Source organism: Amorphoplanes digitatis (assembly GCF_014205335.1).
Classification (GTDB): domain Bacteria; phylum Actinomycetota; class Actinomycetes; order Mycobacteriales; family Micromonosporaceae; genus Actinoplanes; species Actinoplanes digitatus.
In genome coordinates this window covers 94500-110633 of record NZ_JACHNH010000001.1, presented here as the reverse complement: position 1 = coordinate 110633, position 16134 = coordinate 94500, and the positions used below count along the sequence as shown (strand labels likewise).

The window sequence follows — 16134 nt, the reverse complement described above, 5'->3', positions numbered from 1 at the left end:
CGGCGTCAGCCGGCGAAGCGCTGGATGACGAAGTCCTCGTCGGCGACGCAGGCCAGATGGCTCGCGTCCCACGAGCAGGTCGACGACCGGACCCCGTCCAGCGAGCCCAGCGGCACGGGGTCGTCGCCGAGGTGCTCGCCGGCGAGCCCCGGGTCGTCGGCCGAGGTCGAGAGCGCCTTGGAGAACTGCAGCATGTTGCCGCCGTCGAGCCGGCCGACGACACCGCCCCGGGTCCATGCCACCCGGCCGTCGGCGTCGAGCAGGCTGGTCTGCTCCGGCGACGTGTTCCGGGTGGCGAGCACGGCCTCGCCGACGGGTACGAGCCCGTTGACGTCCGCGACCGTCCGGCGCCACACGGTGCCCTTCCCGGTGGCGTCGACCGCCACCACCTGCGCGGTCTTGGCGTCGGATGCCGTCGTCTCGACCACGCAGATCCGGTCGGCGCCGCAGGCGGTCAGGTGGTCGAACCGGGTGTTCGCGTTCGGCGCCGTGTAGAGCACCCGCGGCTCGTCGAGCTTCGCCAGGTCGTAGGCGACGAGCCGGTGCGAGTCGCCGGACTCGGACACGACGAGCCGGCCGTTGTGCGCGACCACCTCGTCGTCCGGGTCGGCGACGCTCTGCCGCGGCCCGGCCGACACGTCGCCGGTCGACGCGTCGATGACCTGGGCGGACCGGTCGGCGCCGATCTGCACGATCCGATCGTCGTCGTCGAGCGGCTCGGCGAACGGCACCCCGGCGCCGGTCGCGGGCCCGTCCAGGTCGGCCTCGGTGGTCGCCACGATGACCTTGGTGGTCGTCGTGCCGTACTCGGACTTGGGGCTCTTGTGCTCCCAGCCGACCTTGCCCTGGTCGCCGACCTCGAGCCCGACGAGCCTGTTCTCCGTCCGGTCGACAAGCACGACCTTGTCGCCGGCGAAGACCAGGCCGTCGTCGCGGCCGACCGTGCGGTCCCACAGCTTGCCGCCCTTGCCGGGGTCGAGCAGCACCATGCGCCGCGTGCTGGTGACCGAGTCGGTGTCGGTGATCGCGACCACCGCGTCCGGCAGCGTGAAGAAATGCTCCCAGCGGGCGGCGGTGCCGGCCTCGACGCTGCTCCAGGCCTTCTCGCCGCTGTCGGTGGCGGCCGCGACGACGCCGAGCGTCCCCTTGTCGTCGGCGCTGGCGAAGTAGGCGCGCCCGCCGCGCAGGGCGGTCGCGTTGAACGCCGAGCTGATGGGCGCGACCGGCTTGATCCGGTGCTCGTCGGTGAGCGGCCGGTAGTCCAGCGCGGGGTAGCCGGGCCAGAACCGCACGACGGCGGTCGCGGCGATGCCGAGCACCGCGACGGTCCCGGCCGCGACGATCCAAAGACCCTTCCTCCGGTACGCGGGGAGCTTCGGCGCCGGCTCGGGTTGCGTCGAGGCCAGCCACGGCGCGGCCGGGGGCGACACCGGGTCGGCGGGGGTGTGCGAATGCGGTGCGCCGGAGACCGGGTGCAGCACCGGCCCGCCCGCGTTGCCGAACGCGGCCGCCTCACCGGTGGCCCACGGGTCGACGGGCTCGGCATAGTTGGGCTGGTCCCCGGCGGGCCGGGCCACCGGCGGCGCCGCGCCGTTGCCGCTCGCGGGCGGGGCCGGGGCGACCGCCTCGGGTTGGCCGCCGGGTGCCATCGTGTCCGTCGCCGGGGGAACCGCGGCCGCCCGCATCGGCTCGGCCGGCGTCCGCGCCGCCTCCGCGGCCACCGCGGCGGCCGGTGCCGCGCCCGCGGCCGGGGCGGGTGCGGCGTCCGAGGACGGTGCCGCGCTCGCGATGATGGCGCCCTCGGCAACCGGCAGCTCGGGCTGCTCCAGCACCGTCGGCGCGATGCCAAGCTCGCTGTGCAGCAGGCGTGCCACGAGTGGCACCCGGGACGAGCCGCCGACCAGGAACAACCCGGCCAGGTCGGCCGGGTCCAGGCCCGCGGCGCGCAGCACCGAGCCCGCCTCGGCCACGCCGCGGCGCAGCAGCGGCCCGGCCGCCGCCTCGAACTCCTCGCGCGTCAGCCGCACCGCCTGCTCGACTCCCGGCACCGGAACCGGGGCGAGCGCCGTGCGGGACAGCATCTCCTTGGCCCCGCGTACGTCTTCCCAGAACTGGCGCCGGGCCCGCCACTGTGCGAGCGTGACCGGCTCGGTCAGCGCGGCCCAGGCGGCGGGCTCGTCCTTCTCCAGCGTCGTGCCGAGGTGCGCGACCAGGGCCGCGTCGAGGTCGAGGCCGCCGAGGTCGTCGACGCCGCCGGAGGCCGCGACGGCGAAGCGCGGCTGCCCCTGCGGCGTCACGCCCTCGTTGCGGACGACGGCGATGTCCAGCGTGCCGCCGCCGAAGTCGAAGACCGCGAGCGCCGACCCGACCGGCACCGGGCGGCGCAGGACGTCCGCGAAGTAGCGGGCCGCGGCGATCGGCTCGGCCACCAGCCGGGTCGTCGACGGCCAGCCCGCGCGGGCCAGGGCGGTGGTCAGCACCGACCGGCGGCGCGACCCCCACGCCGCCGGATAGGTCAGCACGGCGGGCGGCAGGAAGCCCGTCGCGGCGACGGCCTCGCGGGCCACCGCGCCCAGCAGCGCCGCCAGCAGGTCGGCCGTCGGCACCTCGGCGCCGCCGAGCAGCACCGTCTCGGCGTCGACGTGCCGCTTCGGGTTCGGCTCGAGGCGGCCCGGCTCGGCCTGGCCGAGGCGGACAGCGTCACGGCCGACGTGCAGCCGGCCCGTCGTGTCGAGATAGCCGGCCGAGGGCAGCAGCGGCTGGCCGTCGAAGAGCAGCGGCCGGGTGCGGCCGTCCGGCCAGCGCAGCATCGCGACCGTGTGCGAAGTGCCCAGATCAACGCCGAGCACAAAGCCGTCGGTCATGCTCCCCTGCACCTCCGCCACCGGTCACCCGGCCCGTCACGTTACAGGCAGTGCGCGCCTACCCGTATACGCGGCGGCGGGCGACCTCGGCCAGGGTGACCGCGGCGGCGACGCTGGCGTTCAGCGACTCCACTTCGGACATCATCGGGATGCTCACCCGCAGGTCGCAGGTCTCGCCGACCAGGCGGGACAGGCCCCGGCCCTCGGAGCCGACCACGACAAGCAGCGGGCCGACCGCGGCCTCGAGCTGGTAGAGGTCCGTCTCGCCGTCGGCGTCCAGCCCGATCGCGGTGAAGCCGGCCTGCTGGGCCGCCTTGATCGCCCGGGTCAGGTTGACCACCTGCGACACCGGCACCCGCGCGGCCGCGCCGGCGCTGGTGCGCCACGCGGTCGCGGTGATGCCGGCCGCCCGGCGCTCGGTCATGAAGACGCCGTGCGCGCCGAACGCGGCAACCGAACGGATCACGGCGCCCAGGTTGCGCGGGTCCGTCACGCCGTCGAGGGCGACGAGCAGCGGCGCGGTCTGCTCCATCGCCGCGGCCACGAGGTCGTCGAAGTTCTCGTACGCGAACGGCGGCACCTGGAGGCCGATGCCCTGGTGCAGGACTCCGCCGGTCATCCGGTCGAGCTCGAGGCGGCTGATCTCCAGGATCGGGATGCCCCGGTCACCGGAGGTCCGGACGATCTCGGAGACCCGGTCGTCGATGTCGATGCCGTGCGCCACGTAGAGGGCCGTCGCCGGAATCCCCGCGCGCAGCGCCTCGGTCACCGGGTTGCGCCCGAGCAGCAGCTCCGGGCCCTCCTTTGTCGGGTTCGAGCGCCGCCCGGGTGCGATCCGCGGCCCGCTGCGGCCCTGCACCCGGCCGCCGCGCTGCGGAGCCGGCCGGCCGGCGGCACGGCCGCCGCCCCGGCCCCAGGTGGTGTCCTTGCTGCCCGGGATGCCGACCTTGGGCGCCCGGCCCTCGGCAGCGGCGGCGCGCCGCTCCTTGTCCTGCTTGCGGGCGGTCTTGTCGGGGAGCTTCTCGGTGCCCGAGTAGCCCTTGTGCCACGGGCGCTCGTCGGCGGGCAGGGTCTTGCCCCGGCCCTTGAGGCCCGCCCGGTTCTTGCCGCCGGAGCCGGCCGCCGCGCCCTTCTTGGAGGTGACGCGCTTGCTCGCGTTGAAGGAATTTCCGGGCATCAGTGCTGCTCTCCTACCGTCCAGCGCGGACCGGCCGGAGTGTCCTCCACCTGAACTCCCGCGTTCTTGAGCTGGTCGCGGACCGAATCGGCCGCCGCCCAGTCCTTGCGTGCCCGCGCCTGCGCGCGTTGATCGAGTGCGAGGGAGACCAGCGAGTCGACGACCGGCTTGAGGTCGCCGCCGCCCTCGCCCTCGTGCCACGCGGCGTCGAGCGGGTCGAGGCCGAGAACGCCGAGCATGGCCCGCACCGCGGTCAGCGCGGCGCGGACGCCCGTCTCGTCGTTCGCGGCCAGCGCGGTGTTGCCCTCGCGGATCGTGTCGTGCACGACGGCCAGCGCCGCCGACGTGTTGAGGTCGTCGTTCATCGCCGCGGCGAACTCCGGCGGCACCGCCTTGGGGCGCCCGACGCCGACGACCTCGACGGCCCGGTGCACGAAGCCCTCGATCCTCCGGTACGCCGTCGCGGCCTCGCGCATCGCGTCGTCGGAGTAGTCGATGCGCGAGCGGTAGTGCGGCACGCCCAGGTAGTAGCGCAGCTCGACGGGCCGGATGCCCATGGCCAGCACGGCCTGCACGTCGATGACGTTGCCCAGCGACTTGCTCATTTTGGCCTCGCCGAGATTGAGCAGCGCGTGGTGCACCCAGTAGCGGGCGAACGGCAGCCCGCCCGAGCGGGACTGTGCGATCTCGTTCTCGTGGTGCGGGAAGGTCAGGTCGAGGCCGCCGCCGTGGATGTCGAACTCGGCGCCGAGGTAGCGCCGGGCCATCGCGGAGCACTCGATGTGCCAGCCGGGCCGGCCGCGGCCCCACGGCGAGGCCCAGGAGGCGTCGCCGGGCTCGTCGTCCTTGACGCCCTTCCACAGCGCGAAGTCGGCCTGGTGCCGCTTGCCCCGCTCGGGGGTACCGCCGGCGGACAGCATGTCCTCCGGCCGCTGACCGGAGAGCGAGCCGTACTCCTTGAAGCTGGGCACGTCGAAGTAGACGTCGCCGTTGCCCTCGGCCGACTCGTAGGCGTGCCCGCGCTCGATCAGCTCGGCGATCAGCTCGTGCATCTCGGTGATGTGCGCGGTGGCGAGCGGCTCGTAGGTCGGCGGCAGCACGTTGAGCGAGCGGTAGTCGGCGTCGAGGACGAGCTTGTTCGCGTACGCGATCGCCCAGTAGGGCCGGCCCGTCTCCAGCGACTTCACGAGGATCTTGTCGTCGACGTCGGTGATGTTGCGGATGAAGGTGACCTCGAAGCCGATGTGCAGCAACCAGCGGCGCAACACGTCGTAGTTGACGGCGGAGCGCAGGTGCCCGATGTGCGGTATCGACTGCACGGTGAGGCCGCACAGGTAGATACCGACCTGACCGGGCGTCATCGGGACGAAGTCCCGGACGGATCGGGTCGCGGTGTCATGTAGGCGGAGCGTCACCGTACAAGGGTACCGACCGTCGCGAGCGGGCGACGTCCCGGCCGAGCGCGGGTTATCCACAGGCTCATCCACAGCCCCCGGAGGGGTGGGTCTGGGTCAGGGCCGGGTCATCCGCAGCACGTCAAGCGTCGCGTCCAGCTCCTCCTCGGTCAGGACCCCGCTGGCGACGTGACCACGCTCGATCACCACCGCCCGGATGCTCTTCTCCTCCTTCAGCGCCTGCTTCGCGATCGCGGCCGCCTCGTCGTAGCCGAGGTACCGGTTCAGCGGCGTGACGATCGACGGCGAGCCCTCGGCGTACCCGCGGACGACCTCGTGGTTGACCTCGAGGCCCTCGATGCAGCGGTCCGCGAGCATCCGCGCCGCGGCGGCCAGCAACTTGATCGACTCCAGCAGGTTACGGGCCATCACCGGGAGCATGACGTTGAGCTCGAAGTCACCCTGGCTGCCGGCGAACGCCACGGCCGCGTCGTTGCCGATGACCTGCGCGGCCACCTGGCGCACCGACTCGGGCACCACCGGGTTCACCTTGCCCGGCATGATCGACGAACCCGGCTGAAGGTCGGGCAGGCGCAGCTCGCGCAGGCCGGCGCGCGGCCCGGAGCCCATCCACCGGATGTCGTTGACGATCTTGTAGAGGCTGACCGCGACGACCCGCAGCTGCCCGGACGTCTCGACAAGCGCGTCCCGGGCGCCCTGTGCCTCGAAGTGGTTGCGCGCCTCGCTCAGCGGCAGCCCGGTCACCTTCTTGAGCAGCAGGATGACGGCGGGCGCGAAGCCCGGCGGCGTGTTGACCCCGGTGCCGACCGCGGTGCCGCCCAGCGGCAGCTCGGCGAGCCGCGGCAGGGCGTCGGTGAGCCGGTCGATGCCGTTCTGCACCTGCGCCGCGTAACCGGAGAATTCCTGGCCGAGGGTGACCGGCGTCGCGTCCATCAGGTGCGTCCGGCCGGCCTTGACCACCTCCGACCAGTCGTTCGCCTTCGCGCTCAGCGCGACCACCAGGTGGTCCAGGGCCGGGATCAGGTTGCTGGTGACGGCCTCGGCGGCGGCCAGGTGAATCGACGACGGGAAGACGTCGTTGCTGGACTGCGACGCGTTGACGTGGTCGTTCGGGTGCACGGTCCGGCCCAGCTCGCGCGACGCGATCGTCGCGATGACCTCGTTGGCGTTCATGTTCGACGACGTGCCCGACCCGGTCTGGAAGACGTCGATCGGGAACTGGTCGTCGTAACCACCGTGCGCGACGTGCGCCGCCGCGGTCATGATCGCCATCGCGACATCGCCATCCAGTACGCCCAGGGCGGCGTTGACCTGCGCCGCCGCGCCCTTGATCTGGGCAAGCGCCCGGATGTGCGAGGGCTCGATCCCCCGCCCGGAGATCGGGAAGTTCTCCACCGCCCGCTGGGTCTGCGCACGCCACAGGGCATCGACCGGCACCCGGACCTCGCCCATCGTGTCGCGCTCGATCCGGTAACCGCTCTCGTCAGTCGTCGTCACGATTCCATCCTGCCCCCGTCGCCCGGGGACCGCAGTCGATCCGTGCCACTCTCCAGCGCCGCCGGCAGGCATTTCGCGTAAGGAGGATTACTCCCGGTTGGACGTCGCCCGGGGTGGAACGTATCGTCGCGAAGGGTTTGGACCCCCCGACGAACAGGACTCTGTCATGCGAAGCGCCCTCCTCGGCGTCACCCTGTGCGGCCTGCTCCTCACCGGAGCCGCCTGCGGCAGCGGCGGCGACAGCGGCACGGAGCCCATCGCAGAGGCGCCCGCGGTGGACGTCACCACGCCGGCGACCGCCATCGCGGCACCGAACTACTACGAGAACACCCGCACGGTCTGCGCCGCGCTCGACAAGATCTTCGACGCGGACGTGGCCCAGTTCGGCACCGCGATGGGCCGGATGATCGCCTACAAGGAGGCGAAGCAGGCCGACGAGGCCGAGCTGGCGCGCAAGGCGGCGAGCAAGGAGCTCAAGGAGGTCGGCGAGAAGATCCGCAAGGAGACCTCGAAGGCCGAGGATCCCGACCTCAAGGAGGCGGGGCAGGTCTCGGCGACCAAGTTCTCCAAGAGCGCCGCGGACAAGGGCCTCTTCGACAAGGTCAAGACCACGACGGATCTGAACAAGACCCTGCTGGCGAAGATGCCGGACTGGATGGACCCGGTCGCGGGCCTCTGCGCCACCTGAGCCCCGCCCGGCTACCCGGCCTCGACGCCCGCGGAGCGCAGGATCCGGCGCACCTGTTCCCGGGAGTAGCCCGACGCCGCCATCACGTCTACCTGGCGCGCGCCCTCGAGGGTCGCCCGGACGATCTCCTGGCCCAGCCGCTCCCGGGCGGCGGGAACCTCCGCGCGGGCCTCGGCAACGCGTTGCTGTGCCTCGGTCACGGCGTCCTGCGCGGCCTGGTAGGCACGCGCTGCGGCCTCAAGGTCACTCAGCACGTCAGCGAGTCAAGCACCCGTCGGTGTGAGGCCACGCGAGAACCGGCGCAGATGGCCTCCCACGGGTTACCCATGAGGCCACATGGCACTACGGTGTGGGGCACCCCTTGGCAGCCCCGACCGACCCCGGGAGGTCCACCAGCCGTGACCGCATCCGACCTGGCCGTCTCATTCCGGGACGGGGACGCACCCCGCGCGCTGGCCGACCGGCCGCTGGCCTTCGCGCACCGGCACGCCGGGGGCTGGACCCTGAACCTGGCCGGCGCGGGCCCCACGGAGCACCCGACCTTCGACGCGGTGGCCGACACCGTCGTCCGCGCGACCAGGGTCCGCCGTCTCCTGATCGTCTGGCCCGGGCCGGACGCGTCCTGACCTATGGCCGGTTGCCGACCTGAAGAACGTTCTTGGGGCGGGTGACGTCGGCGAAGAAGTCGTTGCCCTTGTCGTCCACGACGATGAACGCCGGGAAGTCCTCGACATCGATCTTCCAGACCGCCTCCATGCCCAGCTCGGGGTACTCCAGCACCTCGACGTGGCGGATGCAGTCCTGTGCGAGCCGGGCCGCCGGGCCGCCGATCGAACCGAGGTAGAAGCCGCCGTGGCTCTGGCAGGCCTTGGTCACCTGGCCGGAGCGGTTGCCCTTGGCCAGCATCACCAGCGAGCCGCCCGCGGCCTGGAACTTCTCCACGTAGGCGTCCATCCGCCCGGCCGTGGTCGGCCCGAACGAGCCGGACGCGTAGCCCTCGGGCGTCTTGGCCGGGCCGGCGTAGTAGACCGGGTGGTCGCGCAGGTACTGCGGCATCGGCTCGCCCGCGTCGAGACGCTCGGCGATCTTCGCGTGCGCGATGTCGCGGGCCACGACCAGCGAGCCGGTCAGCGACAGCCGGGTCTTGACCGGGTACTCGCTCAGCTGTGCGCGGATCTCGGCCATCGGCCGGTTGAGGTCGACGCGGACGACCTCGTCGGTCTCCAGCGTGTCGTCCGTCACGTCCGGCAGGAAGCGCGCCGGGTCCGGCTCGAGGCGTTCGAGCCATACACCCGAGGGGGTGATCTTCGCGAGCGCCTGGCGGTCGGCCGAGCAGGACACCGCGATCGCCACCGGGCAGGAGGCGCCGTGCCGCGGCAGCCGGATCACCCGGACGTCGTGGCAGAAGTAGCGGCCGCCGAACTGCGCGCCGATGCCGAAGTCGCGGGTCAGCTCGAGGACGGCCGCCTCCAGCTCGACGTCGCGGAAGCCGTGCGCGGTCATCGAACCGGCGCGCGGCAGGTTGTCCAGGTACTTGGCGCTGGCCAGCTTCGCGGTCTTGAGGGCGTACTCGGCGCTGGTGCCGCCGATGACGATGGCCAGGTGGTACGGCGGGCACGCGGACGTGCCGATGAGCCGCAGCTTCTCGTCCAGGAACTCCATCATCCGCGCCGGGTTCAGCAGCGCCTTGGTCTCCTGGTACAGGTACGACTTGTTGGCCGAGCCGCCGCCCTTGGCCATGAAGAGGAACTTGTAGGCGTCCGGCTGGCCGCCCGGGTCCTCGGCGTAGAGCTCGATCTGCGCGGGCAGGTTGGAGCCGGTGTTGCGCTCGTCCCACATCGTCAGCGGCGCGAGCTGCGAGTAGCGCAGGTTCAGCCGGGTGTACGCCTGGTAGACGCCGAGGGCGATGGCCTGCTCGTCGGCGCCGTCGGTCAGCACGTGCCGTCCGCGCTTGCCCATGACGATCGCCGTGCCGGTGTCCTGGCACATCGGCAGCACGCCACCGGCCGAGATGTTCGCGTTGCGCAGCAGGTCCCGGGCGACGAAGCGGTCGTTCGGCGACGCCTTCGGGTCGTCGATGATGGCGCGCAGCTGCGCCAGGTGCGCGGGGCGCAGGAAGTGGGCGATGTCGTGCATCGCCTCGGCGGTCAGGAGCGTCAGCGCGCTCGGGTCGACGGTGAGAAACCGTCGGCCGCCGGGCCCCTCGACCACGTCGACGCCCTCGTCCGAGAGCAGTCGGTACTCGGTCAGGTCGTCGTTCTGCGGCAACAGCGGCGAATACGAGAAAGCGGCGGCTCTGCTCATGACGGGCAAGCCTAGGCCAGCGTGTGCACCACGCGCGAACCAACCGGGTCACACCCGGATACCGGTTCGATCAACCCGCCGGCGAGCCGCCGAACGGGAGGTAGGCCATGTCCCTGCCGGAGACCAGGATCATGCCGCCGCGGCCGACCGCGAAGACCTTCGCATCGGTACGCGCCTCGGTCAGCACGGCGCCAGTACCCGGGCTCACCGCGACCACCCGGTGCGGCTTCGCCTCGGCCACCACCGCCGCGTACGGCGTCAGCGCCGCCTGCGCGCCGGGGCCGACCGCCCGCCGCCAGCCGACCCGGCCACGGCCGAACGAGCGGGCCGCCAGGGTCGCCTGGTCCGAGCTGCGGATCAGCGCGTACGAGTCGTCGACGGCGAGCACGGTCTGCCCCTTGTCGCCGTGCCAGAGCACCCGCCCGTCGTGCGCGGCGATCAGCTCCTGCCGGCCGACCGGGTCGACGCCGAGCACCACGTCCTGGCCGCCGGCCGGATCACGCTCCTGCTTGCAGGCCGAGCCGTTGTCGGCGGTACGCAGGTTGAGCCCGTCGCGCTGCCACACCGCCTGCCCGTTGGGCGGGTCGTGCGCGACGACGCCGTAGTAGCAGGTGCCGTCGCGTGCCTCGCCGGTGACCGTGAGGACCCGGCCGCCGACGACGGTGACGCGCTGGTCCCGGCCCGGCGTCCGGGTCTGCACGACCCGGCCCTGCGCGGTGTCGATCACCTGGATCCGGCCGTCGCCGGGCAGCCCGAGGAGGGTGGGCAGCGGCCTCGGCCCGGCCGCGCCCTCGGCGAACTGCGACGAGGTGAGCGGCTGGGTGTCGGGCAGGTCGGGGTTCGACGCGTTGAGCACGAAGCCGATGCCCGGCGCGGCGATCGTCCACATCGGCCGGCTGCCGCGCGGTTCCCAGGCGCTGAGCTCGCAGTCGCCGGCGCCGGGGCAGCGCAGGTCGAGCACCGCGTCGGCGTACGTCCAGACGGCCGTCGCCTCGGTGTCCCGGCGGCGGACCGCGCCGGTGGCCGGGTCGAGCACCTCGTAGCCCTTGGTCAGCAGCCGCCCGACGACCACCACCGCGTCGCTGTCGCCGCCGGCGACGCCGGCCCAGTCGGCGTCCGACTTCCAGAGCTTCACCCCGGCGGTGATCCCGTACGCCTCGATGGAGGTCCGGTACTCGACGACGACCGCGCCGCCGCTGATCGTGATGCTCCGCGGTGAGCCGCCGATGGTCGTCTGCCAGCTGGACACGCCCTCGGCGATCGGGTCGCTCTGGTTGATCCAGGACCAGATCTTCGGGAACGGATTCCACACCCCGGTGGTGGCCAGGACGATGACGACCACGACGCCGACCAGCGCGTAGCCCTTCGCCGACCCGCCGGAAGCCACGCCGACACGGTAACGAGATCGACATGGCTCGACGACGAGCCCGAAAAGCCCGTGTCGAGTGCCTATGCCCCGCTTGCCGCCTTCACCAGCGGCATCGTGCGATAGGGAATCTGCTCGGCCAGCGCGATGATCGTCGACGCCCGCAGGATCCCCTCGTACGCCAGGATGGTGTCGATCACGCGCTGGAGGTCGGCGTTCGAGCGCGCCACGATCCGGCACATCAGGTCGCCGCTGCCGGTGATCGTGTGTGCCTCCAGGACCTCGGGGATGTCGGCCAGGTGGGTGGTGACGGCGGTGTGGCCGTACCGCTGGCTGATCTCCAGGGTCACGAAGCTCATCACGCCGTAGCCGATCGCGGCGGGCGAGACGTCCGGGCCGAAGCCGCGGATCGCGCCGCGCGCGGTCAGCTTGTCGAGACGGGCCTGCGCCGTGCCGCGGGCGACCGCGAGCCGGCGCGACAGCTCGAGCACGCCGATCCGCGGCTCCTCGGCGAGCAGCGCGAGCAGGCGGCCGTCGAGGGCATCTAGTTGAACATCTTGTATAGCCATGTTGCCTCAGCACTCTACCGAATGCGCATACTGACCAGCAATTGTTCCCACTATTGCCCACACGCCGGTGACGAGCAAGCCTCTGCACATGACGCAGGTGATGGAAAACGCCCAAGAGACCGTCGACGTATTCCCCGTCAAGGGCGTCGACCATCTCCAGTTCCTGGTCGGCAACGCGAAGCAGGCCGCCCACTACTACTCGACCGCCTTCGGGATGACCTGCGTGGCCTACCGCGGGCCGGAGCAGGGCTACCGCGACCAGGCCGAGTACGTGCTGGTCAGCGGTTCGGCGCGGTTCGTGCTCACGGGCGCGGTGCACGCCGGCGCCCCGGGCGCCGAGCACGTCACGAAACACAGCGACGGCGTGCGCGACATCGCCCTCGCGGTGCCGGACGTGGACCGGGCCTACGCGCACGCGCTCTCCGCCGGCGCCCGCAGCATCGCCGAGCCGCACGACGTCTGCGACGAGCATGGGATCGTCCGGATGGCCTCCATCGCCGCGTACGGCGACACCATCCACACCCTCGTCGACCGGTCGAAGTACGACGGCCCGTTCCTGCCCGGCTTCGTGGCCCGCGACCCGATCGTCGACCGGCGGCCCGCGATCGACGCCGGCCTTCAGCCCAAGCGCTTCTTCCAGGCCGTCGACCACGTCGTCGGCAACGTCGAGCTCGGCAAGATGGACGAGTGGGTCGAGTTCTACGGCCGCGTGATGGGCTTCACCAACATGGCCGAGTTCATCGGCGACGACATCGCCACCGACTACTCGGCGCTGATGTCCAAGGTCGTCGCCGACGGCACCCGCAAGGTCAAGTTCCCGCTCAACGAGCCCGCCGTCTCCAAGCGCAAGTCGCAGATCGACGAGTACCTCGAGTTCTACGGCGGCCCCGGCGCGCAGCACATCGCGGTGGCGACCAACGACATCCTGGCCAGCGTCGACGCCATGCGCGCCGCCGGCGTCGAGTTCCTCGACACCCCCGACTCGTACTACGACGACCCGGAGCTGCGTGCCCGGATCGGCGAGGTCCGGGTGCCGATCGAGGAGCTGAAGAAGCGCGCGATCCTGGTCGACCGCGACGAGGACGGCTACCTGTTGCAGATCTTCACCCGGCCGGTGCAGGACCGCCCGACGGTCTTCTTCGAGCTGATCGAGCGGCACGGCTCGCTCGGATTCGGCAAGGGCAACTTCAAGGCCCTGTTCGAGGCCATCGAGCGGGAGCAAGAGCTGCGCGGAAACCTGTAACACTGTCTCCGTGACGCAAGCGAACGACGACGCCGTGGCCGTGGGCCACCCGCCTATCGGTGGGCCGGTCCGCGCCCCGGTGCCGCCGCAGGCCGGTGGCCCGCCGCCCCCTCAATACGGTTACTACACGCCGCCGCCGCGGCAGCCGTACCGGTGGCAGCCGCCGCCGCTGGCGCCGGACGGCCGGCCCCTGGCCGACTTTGCCACGAGGCTGCTGGCGTACCTCATCGACTACGCCATCATGACCGGCATCATGTTCGTCGTCCTCCTGCCGGTGGCGGTCGTCTTCATGTTCAAGGTGATGCCGGACCTCACCGAGCCTGTGGACAGCTACGCGCCCGGCGCACCGGTCGCCCTCGACTTCACCGAGGTGGTGGTGCCGTTCCTGCTGCTCGAGCTCGGACTTCTCGTGCTGATGCTGGTCGGCTACTACGTCTACAACGTCGAGATGATGTTCCGCACCGGCCAGACCGTCGGCAAGAAGCTGATGAAGATCAGGGTGATCCCGCTCGCACCCGGCGCGGCGCTGACCCGTGGCATGGCCGCGAAGCGGTACCTCATCGAGTACATCTGCGGGGTGTTCGTGCCGTTCTTCCCCTACCTGGACGGCCTGTGGCAGCTCTGGGACAAGCCCTTCCAGCAGACCCTGCACGACAAGGTCGCCAAGACCGTCGTGGTAAAGGTTGCGCCATGACTTCGCTGCCTGCCGGTTGGTACAAGGACCCGGCCGACCCGTCGACCCAGCGCTGGTGGGACGGCGACGGCTGGCTGGGCAAGGCCATACCGGCCGACGCGACCCCGCCCGACGGGCCGCCGCCCGCCGAGGAGGAGGACGAGACCCCCGCACCGCCCGCTCCGGCGTCGGCGCCGACCTCGCCGGCTCAGCCCGCACAGGCCACTCAGCCCGCTCAGCCCGCCGGGCCGCCGCCTGGCCCGGGTACGCCGGGATCCAGCGCGCCGATCGCGGCCGGTCCGCCGCCGGGCTATCAGCCGCCGCCGGGCTATCAGCCGCCGCCGGGCTATCAGCAGCCGCCGCCGGGGTGGACCCTGCCGCCACCGGGCGGGGCTGCCCCGCCGCAGGGCTGGCAGCCGCCGCCCGGATATCCGTCCCCGCCGCCCGGCTGGGTGCCGCCGCCCGGGTGGGTGCCGCACGCCTACGCGTACAACGTGCAGGCCCGTCCGCACGGCCTACCGCTGGCCGGCGTCGGCCAGCGGTTCGTCGCCAGGCTCGTGGACATCATCGCCCTCCTGATCCTGAACGTCCTGGTCAACGGCTGGCTGGCGTACCAGTGGTGGCTCGAGGTCGAGCCGATCCTGCGCAACGCGGCGGGCAAGCCGTTGTTCGACACCACCCCCGAGCCGGTCCCACCGCGCGCCAGCTACCTGCTGCTCACGATCTTGCTCGTCGCGACGGCGCTCTGGTTCGCCTACGAGGTGCCGGCCCTGGCCAACAGCGGCCAGACCCTCGGTAAGCGCCTGCTCCAGGTCAAGGTCGTGAGACTGGAGGACACCGAGCCGCTGGGCTTCGGCCGGGCGTTCCGGCGCTGGTTCCGGTTCGGCATGTGGACGCCGCTATGGAGCTGCTACGGCGTCGGCTTCCTGGTTCAGCTGGCCATCTCGGCATCGGTGCTCTTCGACCAGAAGCTGTACCAGGGATGGCACGACAAATCGGCCGCGACGGTGGTCGTCGCGGTGCCGCCGGGTCGGCCGGAGCAGGCAAAAGCGGCGCCCGACCACGCCGACGACTCCACCGGAGGACAGAGATGAGCAGGTTGACCCGCGCCGACCTGGAGGCGCTGCCCGCGTACGTGCCCGGGCGCAACGTCGCCGACCTGGCCCGCGAGCTGGGCATCGCGGAAGCGATCAAGCTGGCCAGCAACGAGGTCCCGTTCGGCCCGCTGCCGGGCGTCGCGGAGGCGGTGGCGAAGGCGGTCACGGAGTCGCACCGCTACCCCGACATGGGCGTGGTCGCGCTCCGTGGCCGGCTGGCGGAACGCTACGGAGTCGACCCCGACCGCATCGTCACCGGCTGTGGCTCGGTGGCGCTGGCCGAGCACCTGGCCAAGGCGACCTGCCTGCCGGGCGACGAGATCGTCTACTCGTGGCGCTCGTTCGAGGCCTATCCGATCATCGCGGCGGGCGTCGGCGCGACGAGCATCCGCGTCCCGAACACCCCGGAGCACGGCCACGACCTGCAAGCGATGGCCGACGCGATCACCGACCGCACCCGCCTGGTGATCGTCTGCAACCCGAACAATCCGACCGGCACGAGCGTCCGCAGGCAGGAGCTGGACCGCTTCCTGTCCCGGGTCCCGTCGGACGTGCTTGTCGTCCTGGACGAGGCCTACCGCGAGTTCGTGACGGACGAGCAGGTGCCGGACGCCCTGGAGACCTACGGCGACCGCGCGAACGTCGTCGTCCTGCGCACCATGTCCAAGGCCTGGGGCCTGGCCGGGCTGCGGGTGGGCTTCCTGGTGGCCCAGCCCGAGGTCGCCGCGGCGATCCGCAAGGTCCTGACCCCGTTCTCGACAAGCGCGGTCGCGCAGGCCGCGGCGCTCGCGGCGCTGGACGCTGAAGCCGAGGTGACCCGCCGCTGCGCGCTGGTCATCACGGAGCGCGAGCGGGTCACGGAGGCGCTCCGCAAGCTCTACCCGGACGTACCGACCAGCCAGGCGAACTTCGTCTGGCTCCCGCTGGGCGACGGCGCGCTCGACTTCGGCGCGGCCTGCGAGAAGCAGGGCGTGATCGTGCGCCCGTTCGCCGGCGACGGCGTCCGCGTCACGATCGGCACCCCGGAGGAGAACGACGCCTTCCTGGCGGCGGCCGAGGCGGCCCGGTAGCCGGAGCGGCCTGAGCGGCGCGAGCATCGCCTCGCGCCGCTCTGCTGATCCTGAGCCTTGCAGGCCGCGCCGGCGGAGCGCAGATCGTCAGATGGGAGGTACTGGCCGCAGCCAGGAAGACGGACACGGCAGCAACGGGTGCAGCCCACCATCGATGCACAAGACCCGCCT

General features: G+C 72.0%; 14 protein-coding genes. 6 read left to right on the top strand and 8 right to left on the bottom strand.

Going from position 1 to position 16134, the window contains the following annotated elements; all coding sequences use genetic code 11:
- Positions 1–5: 5 nt before the first annotated feature.
- From BJ971_RS00480 to BJ971_RS00465, 4 genes are all read right to left on the bottom strand, one after another.
- The gene (locus tag BJ971_RS00480; RefSeq protein WP_184988325.1) at positions 6–2864 is read right to left on the bottom strand and encodes an Hsp70 family protein; all 2859 of its coding nucleotides are present in this window, start codon (positions 2862–2864) and stop codon (positions 6–8) included.
- Positions 2865–2922: 58 nt separating this feature from the next.
- Entirely contained in the window at positions 2923–4041 is a 1119-nt protein-coding gene (gene rlmB / locus BJ971_RS00475; RefSeq protein ID WP_184988322.1) for a 23S rRNA (guanosine(2251)-2'-O)-methyltransferase RlmB, read from the bottom strand.
- The gene (gene cysS, locus BJ971_RS00470) at positions 4041–5456 is read right to left on the bottom strand and encodes a cysteine--tRNA ligase (protein ID WP_184988319.1); all 1416 of its coding nucleotides are present in this window, start codon (positions 5454–5456) and stop codon (positions 4041–4043) included. Before cysS ends, rlmB begins: the two co-directional genes overlap by 1 nt.
- A 96-nt stretch (positions 5457–5552) precedes the next feature.
- Positions 5553–6953: a class II fumarate hydratase gene (locus tag BJ971_RS00465; protein ID WP_184988316.1), complete on the bottom strand. Its 1401-nt coding sequence runs from the start codon at positions 6951–6953 to the stop codon at positions 5553–5555.
- Between the two features lie 166 nt (positions 6954–7119).
- Here BJ971_RS00465 and BJ971_RS00460 point away from each other — a divergent pair, with 166 nt between their 5' ends.
- The gene (locus BJ971_RS00460) at positions 7120–7641 is read left to right on the top strand and encodes a hypothetical protein (protein ID WP_184988313.1); all 522 of its coding nucleotides are present in this window, start codon (positions 7120–7122) and stop codon (positions 7639–7641) included.
- 11 nt (positions 7642–7652) lie between these two features.
- Here BJ971_RS00460 and BJ971_RS00455 read toward each other — a convergent pair whose 3' ends face one another.
- Positions 7653–7895, bottom strand: a complete 243-nt coding sequence (locus BJ971_RS00455; RefSeq protein WP_184988310.1) for a hypothetical protein — start codon at positions 7893–7895, stop codon at positions 7653–7655.
- A 144-nt stretch (positions 7896–8039) separates the two neighbouring features.
- Here BJ971_RS00455 and BJ971_RS00450 point away from each other — a divergent pair, with 144 nt between their 5' ends.
- Positions 8040–8267 carry a hypothetical protein gene (locus tag BJ971_RS00450; protein ID WP_184988307.1) on the top strand — a complete coding sequence of 76 codons (228 nt, stop codon included), beginning with the start codon at positions 8040–8042 and terminating at the stop codon, positions 8265–8267.
- Between the two features lies 1 nt (position 8268).
- On the opposite strand, the gene BJ971_RS00445 is transcribed toward BJ971_RS00450, so the two are convergent.
- From BJ971_RS00445 to BJ971_RS00435, 3 genes are all read right to left on the bottom strand, one after another.
- Entirely contained in the window at positions 8269–9945 is a 1677-nt protein-coding gene (locus BJ971_RS00445) for a fumarate hydratase (RefSeq protein WP_184988304.1), read from the bottom strand.
- Between the two features lie 70 nt (positions 9946–10015).
- Positions 10016–11332 (bottom strand): PQQ-binding-like beta-propeller repeat protein, encoded by a 1317-nt coding sequence (locus BJ971_RS00440; protein WP_184988301.1) that lies wholly within the window; start codon positions 11330–11332, stop codon positions 10016–10018.
- A gap of 62 nt (positions 11333–11394) precedes the next feature.
- Entirely contained in the window at positions 11395–11880 is a 486-nt protein-coding gene (locus BJ971_RS00435) for an Lrp/AsnC family transcriptional regulator (RefSeq protein WP_184988298.1), read from the bottom strand.
- An 88-nt stretch (positions 11881–11968) separates the two neighbouring features.
- Between BJ971_RS00435 and hppD the strand changes: the two genes are divergently transcribed.
- The 4 genes from hppD to hisC are packed head-to-tail and all read left to right on the top strand — an operon-like array spanning position 11969 to position 15963.
- Positions 11969–13123, top strand: coding sequence for a 4-hydroxyphenylpyruvate dioxygenase (gene hppD, locus BJ971_RS00430; protein WP_184988295.1), 1155 nt, complete (start codon positions 11969–11971; stop codon positions 13121–13123).
- A 10-nt stretch (positions 13124–13133) separates the two neighbouring features.
- Entirely contained in the window at positions 13134–13817 is a 684-nt protein-coding gene (locus BJ971_RS00425; RefSeq protein ID WP_239087513.1) for an RDD family protein, read from the top strand.
- A complete protein-coding gene (locus BJ971_RS00420; RefSeq protein WP_184988292.1) occupies positions 13814–14890 on the top strand; it encodes an RDD family protein in 1077 nt (358 codons plus the stop codon). The genes BJ971_RS00425 and BJ971_RS00420 overlap by 4 nt, the downstream gene beginning before the upstream one ends.
- The gene (hisC, locus tag BJ971_RS00415) at positions 14887–15963 is read left to right on the top strand and encodes a histidinol-phosphate transaminase (RefSeq protein WP_184988286.1); all 1077 of its coding nucleotides are present in this window, start codon (positions 14887–14889) and stop codon (positions 15961–15963) included. Before BJ971_RS00420 ends, hisC begins: the two co-directional genes overlap by 4 nt.
- The last annotated feature ends 171 nt before the right edge of the window (positions 15964–16134 follow it).

What these genes read in the sequence shown, in the direction of transcription:
- BJ971_RS00480 (WP_184988325.1), bottom strand. Translation starts at nt 2,864, where the DNA reads ATGACCGACGGCTTTGTGCTCGGCGTTGATCTGGGCACTTCGCACACG.
- rlmB (WP_184988322.1), bottom strand. Translation starts at nt 4,041, where the DNA reads ATGCCCGGAAATTCCTTCAACGCGAGCAAGCGCGTCACCTCCAAGAAG.
- BJ971_RS00460 (WP_184988313.1), top strand. Translation starts at nt 7,120, where the DNA reads ATGCGAAGCGCCCTCCTCGGCGTCACCCTGTGCGGCCTGCTCCTCACC.
- BJ971_RS00445 (WP_184988304.1), bottom strand. Translation starts at nt 9,945, where the DNA reads ATGAGCAGAGCCGCCGCTTTCTCGTATTCGCCGCTGTTGCCGCAGAAC.
- BJ971_RS00435 (WP_184988298.1), bottom strand. Translation starts at nt 11,880, where the DNA reads ATGGCTATACAAGATGTTCAACTAGATGCCCTCGACGGCCGCCTGCTC.
- hppD (WP_184988295.1), top strand. Translation starts at nt 11,969, where the DNA reads ATGACGCAGGTGATGGAAAACGCCCAAGAGACCGTCGACGTATTCCCC.
- BJ971_RS00420 (WP_184988292.1), top strand. Translation starts at nt 13,814, where the DNA reads ATGACTTCGCTGCCTGCCGGTTGGTACAAGGACCCGGCCGACCCGTCG.
- hisC (WP_184988286.1), top strand. Translation starts at nt 14,887, where the DNA reads ATGAGCAGGTTGACCCGCGCCGACCTGGAGGCGCTGCCCGCGTACGTG.